General features: G+C 40.7%; 14 protein-coding genes and 2 pseudogenes. 7 read left to right on the top strand and 9 right to left on the bottom strand.

Going from position 1 to position 16135, the window contains the following annotated elements; translation table 11 throughout:
- Window positions 1–101: 101 nt before the first annotated feature.
- Entirely contained in the window at window positions 102–335 is a 234-nt protein-coding gene (locus ACPV3A_RS01460; protein WP_082834230.1) for a MerR family transcriptional regulator, read from the top strand.
- 77 nt (window positions 336–412) lie between these two features.
- On the opposite strand, the gene ACPV3A_RS01455 is transcribed toward ACPV3A_RS01460, so the two are convergent.
- The 3 genes from ACPV3A_RS01455 to ACPV3A_RS01445 are packed head-to-tail and all read right to left on the bottom strand — an operon-like array spanning window position 413 to window position 1860.
- Window positions 413–571, bottom strand: a complete 159-nt coding sequence (locus ACPV3A_RS01455; RefSeq protein WP_156515018.1) for a hypothetical protein — start codon at window positions 569–571, stop codon at window positions 413–415.
- A gap of 33 nt (window positions 572–604) precedes the next feature.
- Window positions 605–1516 (bottom strand): IS3 family transposase, encoded by a 912-nt coding sequence (locus ACPV3A_RS01450; protein WP_082834229.1) that lies wholly within the window; start codon window positions 1514–1516, stop codon window positions 605–607.
- A gap of 17 nt (window positions 1517–1533) precedes the next feature.
- Window positions 1534–1860, bottom strand: a complete 327-nt coding sequence (locus ACPV3A_RS01445) for a transposase (RefSeq protein ID WP_063477458.1) — start codon at window positions 1858–1860, stop codon at window positions 1534–1536.
- Between the two features lie 343 nt (window positions 1861–2203).
- Here ACPV3A_RS01445 and ACPV3A_RS01440 point away from each other — a divergent pair, with 343 nt between their 5' ends.
- Window positions 2204–2779: a recombinase family protein gene (locus ACPV3A_RS01440; protein WP_063477457.1), complete on the top strand. Its 576-nt coding sequence runs from the start codon at window positions 2204–2206 to the stop codon at window positions 2777–2779.
- Window positions 2780–3033: 254 nt separating this feature from the next.
- Here ACPV3A_RS01440 and ACPV3A_RS01435 read toward each other — a convergent pair whose 3' ends face one another.
- Entirely contained in the window at window positions 3034–3486 is a 453-nt protein-coding gene (locus tag ACPV3A_RS01435; RefSeq protein ID WP_063477456.1) for a hypothetical protein, read from the bottom strand.
- A 364-nt stretch (window positions 3487–3850) separates the two neighbouring features.
- On the opposite strand from ACPV3A_RS01435, the pseudogene ACPV3A_RS01430 reads away from it, so the two are divergent.
- The 4 genes and pseudogenes from ACPV3A_RS01430 to ACPV3A_RS01415 all read left to right on the top strand — a co-directional run bounded on the left by ACPV3A_RS01430 (window position 3851) and on the right by ACPV3A_RS01415 (window position 8580).
- Window positions 3851–4541 (top strand): annotated as a pseudogene (locus tag ACPV3A_RS01430) (N-acetylmuramoyl-L-alanine amidase family protein).
- A gap of 248 nt (window positions 4542–4789) precedes the next feature.
- On the top strand, window positions 4790–5863 hold the full coding sequence (locus tag ACPV3A_RS01425; protein ID WP_082834228.1) for a GerAB/ArcD/ProY family transporter: 1074 nt from the start codon (window positions 4790–4792) through the stop codon (window positions 5861–5863).
- Between the two features lie 9 nt (window positions 5864–5872).
- Entirely contained in the window at window positions 5873–7420 is a 1548-nt protein-coding gene (locus ACPV3A_RS01420; RefSeq protein WP_256719865.1) for a spore germination protein, read from the top strand.
- 14 nt (window positions 7421–7434) lie between these two features.
- The gene (locus tag ACPV3A_RS01415; RefSeq protein WP_063477455.1) at window positions 7435–8580 is read left to right on the top strand and encodes a Ger(x)C family spore germination protein; all 1146 of its coding nucleotides are present in this window, start codon (window positions 7435–7437) and stop codon (window positions 8578–8580) included.
- 1137 nt (window positions 8581–9717) lie between these two features.
- On the opposite strand, the gene ACPV3A_RS01410 is transcribed toward ACPV3A_RS01415, so the two are convergent.
- The 5 genes from ACPV3A_RS01410 to ACPV3A_RS01390 all read right to left on the bottom strand — a co-directional run bounded on the left by ACPV3A_RS01410 (window position 9718) and on the right by ACPV3A_RS01390 (window position 15029).
- Window positions 9718–9924, bottom strand: coding sequence for a CLC_0170 family protein (locus tag ACPV3A_RS01410; protein WP_063477453.1), 207 nt, complete (start codon window positions 9922–9924; stop codon window positions 9718–9720).
- A gap of 17 nt (window positions 9925–9941) precedes the next feature.
- Entirely contained in the window at window positions 9942–11171 is a 1230-nt protein-coding gene (locus ACPV3A_RS01405) for a Ger(x)C family spore germination protein (RefSeq protein WP_231887923.1), read from the bottom strand.
- Entirely contained in the window at window positions 11161–12318 is a 1158-nt protein-coding gene (locus tag ACPV3A_RS01400) for a GerAB/ArcD/ProY family transporter (protein WP_235613119.1), read from the bottom strand. The genes ACPV3A_RS01405 and ACPV3A_RS01400 overlap by 11 nt, the downstream gene beginning before the upstream one ends.
- Entirely contained in the window at window positions 12266–13873 is a 1608-nt protein-coding gene (locus ACPV3A_RS01395; RefSeq protein WP_082834227.1) for a spore germination protein, read from the bottom strand. Before ACPV3A_RS01395 ends, ACPV3A_RS01400 begins: the two co-directional genes overlap by 53 nt.
- Before the next feature lie 406 nt (window positions 13874–14279).
- Window positions 14280–15029, bottom strand: a complete 750-nt coding sequence (locus ACPV3A_RS01390) for a DUF4046 domain-containing protein (protein ID WP_063477451.1) — start codon at window positions 15027–15029, stop codon at window positions 14280–14282.
- 840 nt (window positions 15030–15869) lie between these two features.
- Between ACPV3A_RS01390 and ACPV3A_RS01385 the strand changes: the two are divergent.
- Window positions 15870–16135, top strand: a pseudogene (locus ACPV3A_RS01385) (HTH domain-containing protein); the annotation flags it as partial.

Genomic DNA, 16135 nt, shown 5'->3' with positions numbered 1-16135 from the left:
ACCCCTCAGGGGCTCTTTTTATTTAATCTTTTTTCTTGACCTTTACATTAATGTGAAGCTTTATAATAAAGCTAACGTTCCTAATCGATGAGGTGATCGTTTTGAAGATCGGAAAGGTAAGAAAAATAACTGGCGTTAGTGCCCGTTCGATTCGTTATTATGAGGAGAAAGGATTGATCAAAACATCTCGTCAAGAAAATAATTATAGAGAATATGACGAAAAGGCGATCGAATCCATTAACGCAATTCAACTTTATTTAGGTTTAGGGCTGACAACTGACCGGCTAAACCCCCTTATAGTGGACACAGCACCTCTTATTCACTGTTATTCTTAGAATTTCTTCCAATTCCTTCGTTTTTCGCCTGAATGAGCATCTTTTATCCCAGCAAATTTATACTCCAGAACTCCTCGTCAAAATTCAGGCTCGGTGAGCTTTCGATATCGTTCCAAATTTCCTTTCTCAAGGGCGTCACGCTGCTTGATCAGACGTTGAATCTCTTCCCGCAATCGTTCGATGGTAGCTTCCATCTCGGCAATCCCTTCTTGCAGTTGCACACGATGCTCATTCATGGATGTTCGCCTCCTTTTCTCATCCCGTGATACTTAGACCTTAATCTGCTTTGCTTTCACCGTTCCTTGCTTCACCGCTTCCATATATTCATAGGGAGACAAGTCATAGATGCTGCCATGGATACGGATACGATTGTAATCTTGGATAAACTGACTGACCCCTTCGTAAGCCTGTGGATAAGACTCAAACTCGTTTTGCTGGTAGCATTCCTGCTCTATGATCGAATGGTAAGATTCGATGTGAGCGTTTTTATTCGGTGTTTTGGGCGGAATTCGCTCGTGAACCATGGCAAACTCGGTACAGGCCTCCTCAAATAGATGGCTAATAAACTGCGGACCATTATCTGTACGTATCGTCGGCTTTTCTGCCTTGTCAAAGAGCTGGCGCCTCATCAGCGCTTCCTGCGTGATCTGGACGAGATGCTTGGCCTCACACGTTAGACCGATGTGATACGTGACGACCGCACGGTCAAACACATCCAAGATGCTCATCAGGAAGAAGAAACGTTGCTCGCCGTGAATCCAACCGTACTTAATATCCGTTTCCCACAGTTGGTTCGATCCCGTTATGATACGGTTATTGGCAAGGCGCCTCGGGTGCTTGATCTTGAGTTTCCGCTGTGGACGAAGCACGTCCATTTCCTTGCATAGGCGGTAAACTTTCTTTTTTTTAATCTTCAGTTTATGGCGGCGACGTAGCAGGATGGTTAGCTTGCGGTAGCCGTAATTCGAGCCTTCCCCTGCCAAGAACTCCATGATCCATTCGCATATCTGCTCATCACTGATGGGCTTACCACCCTGTGTATAAGATAAACCAGGGGCGGGGCGACCGGCCCTGTGGATGTTTTCCTTTCCTTGTTGCGATCTATTCACATGTGCATAATACGTGGAGCGCTCTACGTTCAACACACGCAGTACGGAGCTGATGGCATGCCCTTGGCCCATATACTTCTGGGCAATCTCTATTTTATCCGCAAGTGTGGGTTCGTTTTTTTTAGTAGGTCTTTGAGAATATCCCTCTCCAGGGCTTGTTCTGCAAAGAGCTTCTTGAGCTTCTCATTTTCTTTCACAAGCTCTGCATAATCCGCTGCGGTAGGCACAAATTTCGCTTGCTTGATACTCGCCCCATTCAGTTGATCGAGATCCTTACGGTTCAGCTCTTTTGCCCATCGAAGCACCATCTTCGGATCGAGTTCATGTTGTCTGGCCACAGCCGTCATATTGCCAATTTCCTTTCCCTTGGCAACCACCATTTTCTTGAAGTTCAGATCATACTGCTTCCTCTTCATTTCGCGTTCCCCTCCGCCTTAATATGATTATATCGGAGTAAGGGGTGTACTGTCCAAGTTCATTTAGGGGCTAAATAGATAGAACGGTAAATTAAAGGAGGGCTACCCCATGACTATATTTTCGATTGTACTTCAAAGTTTATTGTTCCTGTTGCTGGCTGATATCCCTCGATCGAAGGCCGCACAAGTTGAAGCTGGTGGACGGTTCGTCGTTCAAGTACAACGCCCTGGTGCTCGCCTCGGCAGCGAGACCAGGCCTACTCTATTGATACAAGTATAGTAGACTGATAAAATCATAGTTAAGAGTGTCTCATAAGACTTGTCTCAAAAATGAGGTGAAATTTTGCGGAAAATCGGTTATGTACGCGTCAGTTCGACTAGCCAAAATCCTTCAAGACAATTTCGGCAATTGAACGAAATTGGAATGGATATTATTTATGAAGAAAAAATTTCAGGAGCCACAAAAGATCGTGAACAACTTCAAAAAATGTTAGAGGATTTACAGGAAGGTGACATTATTTATGTTACAGATTTAACTCGAATCACTCGAAGTACGCAAGATTTATTTGAATTGATTGATTTAATACGAAATAAAAAGGCAAGCTTAAAATCACTTAAGGATACATGGCTAGATTTATCAGAAGATAATCCATATAGCCAATTCTTAATTACGGTAATGGCTGGTGTTAACCAATTAGAGCGAGACCTTATTCGTATGCGTCAGCGTGAAGGAATTGAGCTCGCAAAGAAAGAAGGGAAGTTTAAAGGACGGTTAAAGAAATATCATAAAAATCACGCAGGAATGAATTATGCAGTAAAGCTATATAAAGAAGGAAATATGACTGTAAATCAAATTTGTGAAATTACAAATGTATCTAGAGCTTCTTTATATAGAAAGCTATCGGAAGGAAAAAAATAAGCATTCATTACTTATATTAAAAATTTCCGGGGATTGTGAAACAACGTACCTAACCAAGCAGGCTATTTCTATAAGGAAGTATCAATATTTGTTTATCTAACTAGGCACGATCATCAAAGGGTTCCGAGTACATTTTAACGGAGATATACGCTAAACTCAGATTTAAAGCAAGGCTGTATTTTCCGAGAACACTTTATAAAAAACAACCTTAGTCAATCACAAACGAAGGTTGTTTTTATAAAGTCATGGTCTAATTAAAACAATTGCTGTCCCAAGAGCATACCTGAGACTGAAAAGGCACCAGCAGGTGGTAAAACATTAGTATATATGGGAGGTCCCAAACGGGGTGTAAAGGTTGTAGCAATCCAATTTCCATATTCACCAGCCAGCAAAGAGGGAGGTTTCATTATAAACCGTCCACTTAAAACGAAATGCCGAATGCTTATAGCGGTCTCATCAAATATTGTCAAGTTGCCAAAAAAGGAGGCATATGGTGAATCGAAACTTATTTGTTTAGCGCTTTCGTCCCAATACCCATTAATCGGAATAGATATACCACGAAAATTAACTGTACCTACTACTTTGTTGTCTACAATGGAATCAATGGTAAGTATACCTCTAATAATGGATCTCCCCGCAATAGAAGCATCAATCCCCCATACGGATGGAAAGGGGATACTAACTTTGGCTGTCTTTGGAATTTTCAAAATTAACCTCTCCTTGATTATTTTATGTATGGATTGAGTTGTATTTAATCATAATCCTGTAGTAATGATACAGTATATGCACAGAGAATCACTTAGGTGTTTTGTTAAGAAAGAAGCATCAATAATCAATCAGCCTACTGTCTAGATGAACAAGAGTTTGCCTGACCCACGAAAAATATGGAACATTAATTCCTGCTGCTCATACATATGGTCTCGCATTTGGAAAATTTCTTAGCTTTAAAATAAATCATCTGATTCAATGAAATGTAATGCCTATCATCACCTATTTTTATATGTACCTCAGAAGAATTCCTATACCTCCGTTACTCTTCGATCATATTGCATTTGTACGAGGTGGTGTAAAATGTTTAAATTATATTTAGATCCTGGTCACAGGGGAGTGGACCCAGGAGCTATTGGCAATGGGATGCAGGAAAAAGAAATTACCTTAAATATTTCCCATAGCATTCGAAATCTCTCGGAAAACCATTATGAAGGCCTGCAAATTAAAATGAGTAGAACAGCAGATATTACGCGCAGCTTAAAAGAACGTACAGATGATGCGAATGCTTGGGGTGCAGATTATTTTCTATCCATCCACGTTAATGCATTTAACGGTTCAGCTCATGGGTATGAAGATTATATTCATAACAGTTTGTCTGATTCATCGAGAACAGCGTTCATTCGGGACATTAGAAATTGTCAAAGTAAATAACTTGCATAACCGTGGCAAAAAAAAGGCCAATTTCCATGTACTGCGAGAAACCAGAATGCCCGCTTTATTAACGGAGAACGGATTTATTGATCATGCAAGCGATGCCCAAAAATTAAGAGACCCGAATTGGCGGCAAGCGGTTGTCCAAGGGCATGTTAATGGGTTAGCACGCGCGTTTAATTTGAAGAGAAAATCGACTAATCTGAAAAGCAATATGGCTATTAAACGTGTAATTGTTGACGGTGTGCAAGTAGGTGCTTACGCAGAAGAAGAAAATGTGTTGAGAACTGTACAACGCAACCTGAGAACAGCACAAAGGATTATTATTGAAAATGTGTAGTTTCGTTGGGATAACGGTTGCTTGACTGCAAGCACGTTAAAGTTTTATCAAAATGGATAACTAGGCTGGATGAACAAAATATACGCTAAGCCTTTGATGTGACGGGCTTAGCATTTTTTTCTTGCTCTAAGTTGGTCCGGCCGATATAAGCCAGGACTAGCTTAATATCAGATGAATAGAACGAAGTTGTTGAGGGAATTATAGCTCATGATGTTTCTATTTCAAATTGTTGGATTTGAGGTGAGTTTTTGCCTAAGATTACTCCTATTCAGTCATACATGATTATTATGCTTTCGGTTGGATTAATGAACCACGTGATTATTATCCCTTTACTACTCGAAGCATCAAAGCGAGATGCCTGGCTCGTAGTGCTTCTTGTTTTTGTCGCTTCACCTGTCTGGATTGGTTGCTTGAACTACATCATTCAAAACATGAACAATCAACACATTAAAAAGTGGCTAGATCAGCACTTTGGAAAGTTTTTATCTGCAATCTTAGTGATTATTTATAGTTTGTTATTATGGCTCATGGGCTTTATTTCCTTAAAAGATACTCTAACATGGACAATCGCATCTTACTTGCCGCAAACACCGATACTAGTTCTTGCGGGAACCACACTTGTTGCATGCTTCTTTGCTACTTTTCAAGGACTCCGTACAATTGCAATTGTGAGCGGAATATTGTTGCCATTTGTTGTTATTCTAGGTCATCTTGTGGCGATTGCCAATTTTCAGTTTAAAGATTATACCCTGCTTTTTCCTTTGTTAGAAAACGGGACAACTCCATTATGGAAAGGTGTTCCTTACGTTGCCGGGGGATTGCTGGAGTTGCCTTTCTTGATGTTGCTGATTCAGCACAAATTAACAAAAAAACCAGGATTTAAAAGCTTGATGTTGATGTGCTTCATCCTTACAGGAATTACGTTAGGACCATTAATGGGATCGATTGCGATATTTGGCCCTGATGAAGCGGCTAACCAAAGATACCCCGCTTACGCTCAATGGAGAATCGTTAGACTGGGAGAATATGTGGAGCATGTCGATTTTTTTTCGATTTACCAGTGGCTATCCGGTACATTCATTCGTGTGTCCCTTTCTATCTATCTCTTGGGAGAATTGTGGAATTTACAAAAACGCAGATGGTTACCTGTGTTATTTGGCGCATTGGCCATGCTTGTTGCCATTTTGCTGCCGATGAGCGACATGGCTTTTCTAGACTTGTTAGGAAGGTTTTATTTTCCTTCATTTTGTATCTTTACAGTAGGGACCTTGATCCTGTATGTTGGTCGAATGATCATCTCAAGAATTCGCCAAAAGGAGTGACTAGCTAGGATGAATAAACTATTCCGACGAATGAAAAGATTATTTGGAAATCAGGGGGCAGAAAGCAAGAGGCCATCGCCTAATACAGAGGCAACAGTCTTGCAACCACTTAATGAACAATCACTCATCCAACACTTTAAAATGTGTCAAGATGTTAAGCACCATGTTTACAAATTAAACCCTGATGATGAACAATCGAGAATCCTATTGCTTTATTGTGAGGGGTTAAGTGACAACAAAACATTCATTCATGAAACTGTGCTTCCTCATTTGACCCGATTTTATGAAAACAATGGTTTTCATCATCAGGAGGAAATAGTCGAGTCGAGCCAACTACAATTAGAGTTCGTTACTCTTGAGGAGTGGGAGCAAACGGCCGAAACGGATATTTTTGAAGGCAAACTGCTTTTGTTTATTCCGACCCTACGCTCCTTATTCTCCCTCGATATCTCAAAAAAACCAGCGCGAAATCCGGAAGAATCCAGTATTGAGGTCTCGGTACGTGGACCAAAGGATGGATTTGTGGAAGAACTTGGAGTCAATGTGGCGTTAATTCGGAAACGAATCAAATCAACCAGTATGGTTTATGAAACGAAAAAAGTAGGCGTTCGCACGAAAACAACCGTTGCGATTCTATACATGCGTGACATTGTTGATCCTAAGATTGTTCAAGATGTAAAGAATAAATTAGATGATCTTCACATTGACGGAGCGTTTAGCGCCACTCAGCTAGAAGAATTAATGGAACCGACAAAAGCATTATTTCCTTTGATGGGGTATACAGGCAGACCAGACTTTACCGCTAACTGTATGCTAAATGGCCGTGTAGCGTTGATTGTGGATGGTACACCAGCTGCGTTGATTGCGCCTGCCAATTTATTTTTGCTTGTGAAAGCACCCGAAGATATCCACTTTACTGCTTTGTCAGCTACATTTGGTCAAACGCTTCGTTTACTTGGTTTGTCCGTATCGCTACTGCTTCCTGCATTTTTTGTTGCCATTCTTTCCTATCATCAAGATCAGCTGCCCTATTATCTGCTTGCCACTTTGGGGATTAACCGGTTGGGAATCCCTTTTGATGTGGCAACTGAAATGTTTATTGTACTTATCTTCTTAGAAATCCTGCGGGAAGCTGGTACCCGACTCCCTTCTGCGGTCGGCAGCACGGTAACGGTTGTAGGAGGACTTATCCTGGGGGATGCAGCCATTCGTGCAGGATTCTTATCCCCTGGTATTGTTGTCATCGGAGCAATTACACAAATCTTTGGTTCAACTTTATCGAGCCTATCATTGGCTGGAACAATTAGTATCTTACGCTTTTTTCTTTTCATTCTGTCTGCCATGCTTGGCATTTATGGCTTCTTTCTTGGATTATTTATTGTGCTCAGCCATTTAGCCTCATTGCGTTCATGCGGCTTGCCTTACTTGGCCCCAATATCACCTCCATTTAAAGACTTGGCCAACGCTTTGTTTCGATTACCTTGGCCATGGCGAAAAACTCGACCGGACATGTTGAAGACACGAGATTCTACAAGGCAAGGGGACAGGCATAAATGAGGAGATATAAAAGTATGGTTGCACTTTTCCTTCTTCTCACCCTTACCGGTTGCTGGAGCAGATATGAAGTGCAAAACATGAACTATGCTACGGCTGTTGGAATAGACTATGTCGATGGTCAATACACCTTATATGTGCAATTGCTTGATTTCTCGACAGTGGCCAAGCTGGAGGGACAGCAAAAAGCGGAGCAGCCCCCGGTTTGGGTGGGCAAAGGCGAAGGTTCCTCGTTTACGGAGGCGGCAAATGATTTGTACAGTACATCACAACAACGCTTAAACTTGGGACAAATCTCTGCCATTTTGTTCAGCGAGAGATTGATGAAGGAAAACAAAGTCGGAGAAGTGCTGGAATTGATCAATCGTTATCGTGAAATAAGGTACTTGGCCTGGCTGTTTAGCACAAGAGAGCCTCCTGAAGAAATCTTGCTGGCAACCCCATTTTTTAGATTATCGCCAAATGCATCCATTCTTCACAAGCCCGAGCAAAATTTCAGACAGTGTTCTATCCTTTCTCCGGTCCGCCTGCAACAATTTGTACTGGACTCAAACGAAAAGGCCAGAACCAGTTATATACCGGAATTATCGCTTCGCAAAGGTCAATGGCAGGAAAGTAATAAACCAAAAGAGCTGCTTAGATATTCTGGCATACATGTATATGATCTACACAATTATTATGGACGAATGGATCTTAAGGATTTGCCGGGAATGCCCTGGCTAAGTACTCACACGATCCGAGTACCTCTTGATTTGTTTGCCGAAGAGAAGCTTGCGGCTGTTCTTGTCGCAGAAAAACCCAAATATGAAGTGACTCCTATTGTGAAATTGAACAAGGCGTATTTCGATATTTCAGTAAAAGTGAAGGCAGGGATCAATGAATTGCATACGGACCTTACCGAAAAGGAACTCACACAAATGGCTCAGGAAAAAATAGAGGAGCAAATCCGCAAAACGTATCAAACTGCTTTTAAAGAGGGTATAGATATTTACAATTTGGGCGAATCTTTGTATCGCAAACATCCACATCAATGGAAGAGCATTGCCACAGGAAAACAGCAACTCGTTTTAAACCAAGATTCCCTGCGCCATGTAAAGGTTGAGGTGAATATTGTTTACCCTGGAAGATATAAATTACATGAACATGGTGAATCCACCTCGTGATTCTGGCAAGTGAAATTATTCCTGCAGTAGTTCTTTTTTAACATAAAAACAAAATTCTCCATATGCATTGTACGTGGTGAATTGTATTGCTTTCATGTAGCAGCGCTCCTTGTTGTTGTGGTTCTCATCAAATTAATTCTTTCTTTATGATATAGTTACTTACAAAAGGGATCAAGATCAAGTTACTACAGCTGCTTCAGCTATACAAATAGAGGACAAAGTGTACAGTTGTATACACAATGAGAAGCCTTGCTATTCTGTTTTTTGCGGCATTGAAATCGTTGAAAATGTACACACATAAGGATTGAATACTGAATGACGGAGAATGAGAGCCATTACGATCCTAAGTTTTTGTTTTCACCCTGAGGCCCGCAACCGAATCAATTCTTGAATTAGCATAGAAAAATGCACTATCGCGGTCGCCGACAATGGCTGAATTCTTCCAGACGAAGAAGGATTTAAATAGAACTTAAAATAATGGCTTTGTTAAACTGTGTTGTTGATTTTCATTGAAGTAACGAACAGAAGAGTTCAATGAGAAGGCTTCCATTCGGCAAAAAATAGACATTTGCATTCAAGCCGATTCGGAGCTTATTATTGATAACGAAATAGTAACACTTCCGCAATCGGGCGCTTTTCTTGAATAAGATGCGCCCATTCTTTATATTGATAAATATATCTTTATCAAAAGTTCCCTTATTCCACCTTTTCGAGGGGATGGGCAAAAACATCCGAAATGTATTCCTACCCTAGAGGATATGAATTTTTTTGGTAAGGGGTCGGTTGTGTACATATGTTTACTACTTGATCTTCACTAAGGGACTCGCAGTATATATGGGCAAAATTTGATCTATCAGCATGACTTAGGGATAGATGAAGACAGTGAAGTGTAAGCGAAGATTTTTTTGTGAGCAGGACTAATCATTTATGCATATAGATATCTTACTCCATGCTTGCTTGCATCACTACAACACCTTTCTATCCGTGACTGCAACGGATAAAGCATGAGATCGCAGGGGTTGCCGCTACCTTGATAAAGCGGTACATCAACTTCAGTGAGTTTTTAATTCAAACCTGGTTCACTCTTGCTATGAATACCTCTAGATAGCACGAAAATAAACTGCTTTCAATTTTCTACTACCGACCTATTCCAAGGAATTGCAAGGTGACCACGATAGAAGTCAGAAAGACAGATAGGATTAATTGGATCCATCCTAACCTAAGCGCAACCATTCGTTCTTTTTTCATGTGTTTTCTCCGAAATGTCGGACCTTCTACAGCTAATAAAAATAATCCAGACAGGACGAAAAGAGCCACCAAGGACCACCCTAGATTAAGTATCATCTTCAAAAGATCCTCCCTTATTTAACTTTCATACCTACTCTACGAATGTTCACTTTAACGTTCACATGTATGGACATGCCGGCATACAAGTTCTCCCAATCATTCTTAGCTCGAACATTCTCATTCCAGTAGGATCGTTCATGGGCTCTTACATATTCACCCAAACCAAAAATATCAGACTTAACCTTTTGCGTCTCCTTTATCAGGTCGTTAATAGCCATAGTTGTTCTCCGTTCTTGTTCTTCCTCAATTTTTTTCAAGTCTAGAGTCGTGTCAATATTTGTATTCGCAGAGAGTTTTTCAACGAGTTCACCATGAATATAAACATCAATATCAGCATGTGGCTTTCCATTCTGTATTCGAACTTTAGTGTAACTCTTTCGTTTTTTGGCTCTAACCATGACATAACCCGTATCTTGGACAGGGAACAGGACTGTATAACCTCCAGGATTTATCCCTTTTGCTGCCATATATACGCCAATTTCAATAGGGCTCGACGTTGTTCCAACCATTTTATTATTTCTGAAAAAAGCAAATCCATTAATCAGGATATTTTCACCTTCTCGTATCGAAATATAGGGCAAAAACGGGTTTTGTCCAAGTTTAGAACCATTATTCCAAAAGTGTGACAAATACATCTCTGGAAATTTCCCCATCTCAACGGATTTTTCCAGCATAGAAAGTACATATAAAGTGGGTACGCGTTCGAGAGGAGGAGCAACTTCCATCAAATCAGAAGCTTTTGTATCGGTAACGAGTAACCAGGTTGAACGGCGGACTTGCGCATTCCTGCGAAAAACATCATTCAGATCATCCAAACCTCTCTCCGCGATATTCTCACTGATCACGATGATCCTGAGGTGTTCTAAAAAGCGAGGATCTGCTATTTCCTGTTGCAAATTATTCATCGCATCTTCGATCGTGTGACCCACAACCTGGACAACCCAAACCGGACTGCTTTTTTTACTATCTGAGCTACCTCCATTGCCAGGACCGAGTGGAACGCGTCCAGGCACCGCGATTTGAGCAGTTAAACGGATCATGTTTTTATTAAGTTGTTTAACATCTCTTTCTTTGTGATTCGCGAGATCTTCCTTTTTGGAGGCTTCCGGGCCAGCCTCATCGATCGCTAATCCTAAGATAAGGGCACGATCGTCGATTTGGGTACTATCCCAACATCCACTCAATAGCACAGAAATAGCTAGGAGCTGCAGATAAACAACGACTTTCATGAATTTATTCTTCAACGGGATTCCCCCTTATTTTTCGTATTACAGCGATAATCCATAGTAGTAATGGATAGCCCAGTGTTAATGAAAGGCCAACTTTACCTACGATTTCACCCATTCGGTATAACTGAAATATATCTTGTGGGATCATGGCAACAAGGTATAGAAAGGGGAGAAGAAAGCTTGAAAGAAAACCATGATCCTTTAAACCAAACGTCTCGCGCGCAGCATAACTTGCCAAATAATATGTAGCATAAATGGTCGTGAACACAGTAATAACCAACACGGCAATAAATATAGCGTCTAAGCGTTCAAAAATTTTACCGGGAAGGGAAGTTAATCTTGCTATTTCCAGTGTTGGCCAAATCAGTTGAATAGTCTCTTGAGGGCCGAAAGCAGCAACAGTTGAGATAACGATGATGAAATACAATAATCCAGCAATAGTCCCTCCAAGCATACTGGATCTCAATGATTTCTCTGGTTTTTTCATAAAGGGAATGATCAACGTGATAATCAAGGAGCTTTGAAACAATGCTGTGATGGACAATCCCCCCCCAATAACGTCCTTGGGATGGTTACCGATGATGGGTTGCAGATTGAGTACCTCAGCATTTTGAAGTGAGATCAATGCAATACCAAGGACAGGTCCGAGGATAAATGGTAAATAAAACATGTGGATGTAAGAAAATCTGATTATGTTTCGTCGCGTCGTTACAGTGGCAAGCAGCAATAATATGATGATGGTGACTTCAATAGGTGTTTTCCGCAATACCGCGGAAACCACAACCTCGCCAAACTGCCTTACGGTCAAGGCTGTAAGGATTACAAAGAAAAGAACCATACATAGGTTAACCGAATATGCAACTGGCTTTCCGAGGATATGCTGACTATACTGAAACAAATTTTCCTTCGGAAAACGCATGCCTAAAACGGTTATCAACCAAATACCCAATAAAGCAATCGCAATTCCAGCCAATGTGATGAGAGGAGCGCCACTATCCGCAGTGGCAGCTGCGATACGAGGGATATCGAGTACACCACCACCAATAATAGAGCTGATGACTACGGCCGATGCTTGAAACCAGGTTATGGATCTTTGTCTGTACATGAATTTATCTCTCTTCTCTTGTTGGTTGTAATACGGAATCTGTGCTGGGCTGATCATTGTCTGAGAGCCTCGTATTATCGAGTGTATGCAGGTGGCTTGGACGGTGAGACATCCACCATAATGGCGCCCTCATAAGAGAATCTTTTAGCCCTTGCTTATTTCCTGGAACAAAAGGGGATAAGTAAGGAACTCCAAACGAATCAATGTTCAATACATGATTGACAATGAATAGCATGCCAATCACCATACCGTAAATGCCAAACATGCCTGCTAAGATAATCATTGGAAATCGCAGCATACGTACTGCGATCGCAGCATTATAGGCTGGAGTTGCGAATGATCCAATGGTGGTTAAAGCAACAACGACGACAGTAATGGGACTAACAAATCCCGCTGAAACAGCCGCATCTCCAATAACAAGAACACCCACAATCGAGAGGGCGCCTCCAATGAGTTGAGGGAGCCTTAATGTGGCTTCACGTAGGACCTCCATCGACACTTCCATAATCAAGATCTCAACGACGGCTGGATAAGGTACACCTGCACGTCCGCTTGCCACAGCGACGGCAAATTCAGTGGGAATCAATTCCGGGTTAAAGGAAATGATCGATACGTACAGCGCTGGAATAAACAGTGAAAATAGTAAGGCAACTAATCGAATCGTACGTATCAAGCTGCCTATAATAAAACGTTCTGTATAGTCATCTAGGGTTTGATAGAACTGATTAAATACCGCAGGAATGATCAAGGCAAAGGGGGACCCATCGACCAGAATAGCTACACGTCCTTCCAAAAGAGAAGCGGCTGTTTTATCCGGTCGCTCCGTATTTTGAACTTGTGGGAATGGGGAGTAGGGATAATCCTCGATGAATTGTTCAATGTAGCCCGCATCCAATATCCCATCCGTATTAATCTTAGATAGCCTTTTATTGGCTTCATCGATCAGTTCTGGATTTGTAATACCGTTTAAGTAACAAACAGCGACCTTTGACTTGGTTTTTTGGCCGATAGGTTTGATGGTAATTCGCAGGTCAGGCGTCTGCAATCTTGCACGAAGGAGGTTTAAGTTTGTTTCTAAAACTTCAATGTATCCCTCTCGAGAGCCACGAATGACCTGCTCCGTTTGAGGTTCCTGGATTCCTCTTTTCTGAATAGTGCGCGTATCTAACAGGATGGCTTCCGAGGAGCCTTCAACCACGAATAGGGTGTTTCCTTGAAAGAGGGATTCAAGAATTAAGCTCACTTCTGATATGTTTTTTCCCTTGCTTACATGTAAATATTCACACCAGATCATATCGATCAATTCCTGACAAGGAACATCCAAGTCTTTATCATGTGAGGGAGTCAGCATTAAAGGCTTCAGTATATCTCTATAAATGGAGGGTTCGTCAACCAGGGATGACAAGTATACAATAGCCCCGCGGTATTTCCCGAAGATAAGAAACTCTCGATTGATAACATCACCATTTTCCCCAATTCGGGCATGGATCTGTCTCAGGTTCTCATCTAACGCTGGACTTAACCGTTCGGAATGATGATTTGATAATTTCCCTTGAATGAATGGTGCCTCTTTTTTTCGAGGCATAGAAAAATGACGTCCTCTTTTAAACATAGCGTGAAACACTCCAAACACTGATTTATTTTTATAGTTCTTACCATGTGTAAAGATGTGGAGATTTATTCATCTACACGGTGTTGAAAACACACTATTAATGGATACCTAAAAAGTAAAAAATCAGACAGCCTTTGACGGTTGTCTGTTAGATATTCATATTAGACCTTTCACCGCAATTCTATAATCTCTTTTTAACCTTACCAAAGATTTTCGTCATCCCTATGTTCTCATTCATGATATAGAGTAACGAGCGGGAAACGAAAACCCAATGTATGAACTAGAAGTAACTCAATACAATAGATGAAAGACTTCTGGATAGAGACTCTCGTGAACCTCTATTTTCGGTAGGGATTTTTGGCTCCGAATGGCAATAAGAACTTCCAAGCACCTTCGAACTGAATCATTATTTACCTGAATCGCCGGCTTCATCTAACCACTTTCTTACATTATATAATCGCATGTTAAATGCTGTTTGAAATAATCCGGAATATCCATACTTTTCAAAGTGGGTCTTCTTTAGTTTTAAATGAGCTTCATCGTATGAGGAACAGCTAAGCTTATCAAAAATGAGACTGTTCATGGCCTTTTTAATGTTATGATCACTTCTCCAATAATTCATAGGGACATTATTAAATTCCCAAGGTTGAAATTGGTTTGGGTATACGGCATTAATGGCCTGATATGGAGAATCACCAAACAAAGAAAGAATACCAGTCAACCTATGTTGTTTAAAGAAGTGACAGTCTATGTGCTGTGGGATTTTGTTGTGTGGAATATTGCACTTATTTTCAATAACATATTTGATCGTTTCCACAGCACGTTCTAATCCTATGTGTCCCCTCCAATAACCATTCGATACCTGTTTAAATTGCCATGAGTGAAATTGCCCGGGATAGGCATGTTGAATTAGTTCCATAAAACTCCATCCATGCATGCTGGCTGGAGGCCGCAGGCGGTGGCTCCACAGGAGTCTAGCATTCACTTTATTAGGAATATCCTTAGTCGGTATGTTCAGATGCTTTTCTAATAAGTATTGAGTTAGACAGATAAGATGTGTCTTTCCTTGCTTCCCATCAAAAAAATAGTTAGGAAAACGTGCTCGCTTTCCTTCTAATACTTCCCGATATATCGTGATTATTTCTGACGACTCCATAATCCATTCCTCCTAGGGTGCTTTTTTGAACTAACTAAAGCCTAATTTCCCACTTACAACACCGAGAAATTGGGCTTTATATAATGGGATTTCCTTAGCTTTGCAGTCTAAGCGGAGTTCTGGTGCCATATTAATGATGCAGGTTATTTTGGTTTTACCTCGACGTTAGCAAGGCGATTTGTAACATATATCTGTACTAAATTGATAATTATCAGGACAAGCAGGGGAATATACCCAGTCTTTAGAAAAAATAACTCCGAAAGTAAAAAATCCAACCAAATGTTTCATGAATTTTAAATATATTCAGCAGTGTGAACAGCCTCCTTTGTTAAATACTTTTCCACCATATGACTCATTTATTCACACTTAAATTGTTTTTGGGGTCGTTATTTTTACCAAAATGAAATCATTTGTTTCTCTTTGTCCATTTAATAATTCAATATAAAGAATCATTTGCTTTTAAATTCTGTAGGGTTCAGATTTAGCTTGCTTTTTGGGATGTTTCCACAAGAATGTGACATAGCAGAGCTTTATATTTCGAGAGGTTTTGACACGCTCGTTTAGATAATGTCAGCTAGGCAGGAACTATCCTAATAAATGTGTCATAAAGTATGCTTGGACAACGAAACCCTGTTCGACAGCCGGAAATTCAAAACGATGCGCTACATTCTATCCTGACTGTCATTATAATAAGAACCTATAAAAAAGGTCAGCCAGTAATATAAAAAGTACCCCGTAGAGTAGACACCAAAGGTCTACTCTACGGGGTACTTTTCTATATACTTAAGGAAATAAAATTCGGGGAGAAAACCATGAGTATTAAGTTAATTTAGTCAACGTGATGTGAACAAGATAAAATCCAATCCGTATGTGAAAAGCGTAAGTCAAAAGAGTATTACGTACACAGATGAATTCAAACGCTTATTTATTGCAGAATATGAGTCAGGTCGACTACCCAGAGAAATCTTTGAGTCCTGCGGCTTTGACATTGAAATCCTCGGAATGGTTCGTGTAAATAAGGCTGCAAAACGTTGGAAGAGTGCATACACGACCAGTGGGTTAGATGGACTTACAGATACACGTAAGGGAAACTCAGGTAGACCTTT

It is taken from the genome of Paenibacillus sp. Dod16, assembly GCF_049893405.1.
Lineage (GTDB): Bacteria > Bacillota > Bacilli > Paenibacillales > Paenibacillaceae > Paenibacillus_AQ.
Note: the sequence above shows the minus strand (reverse complement) of the source record. Positions and strands in the feature narration are given on the sequence as shown.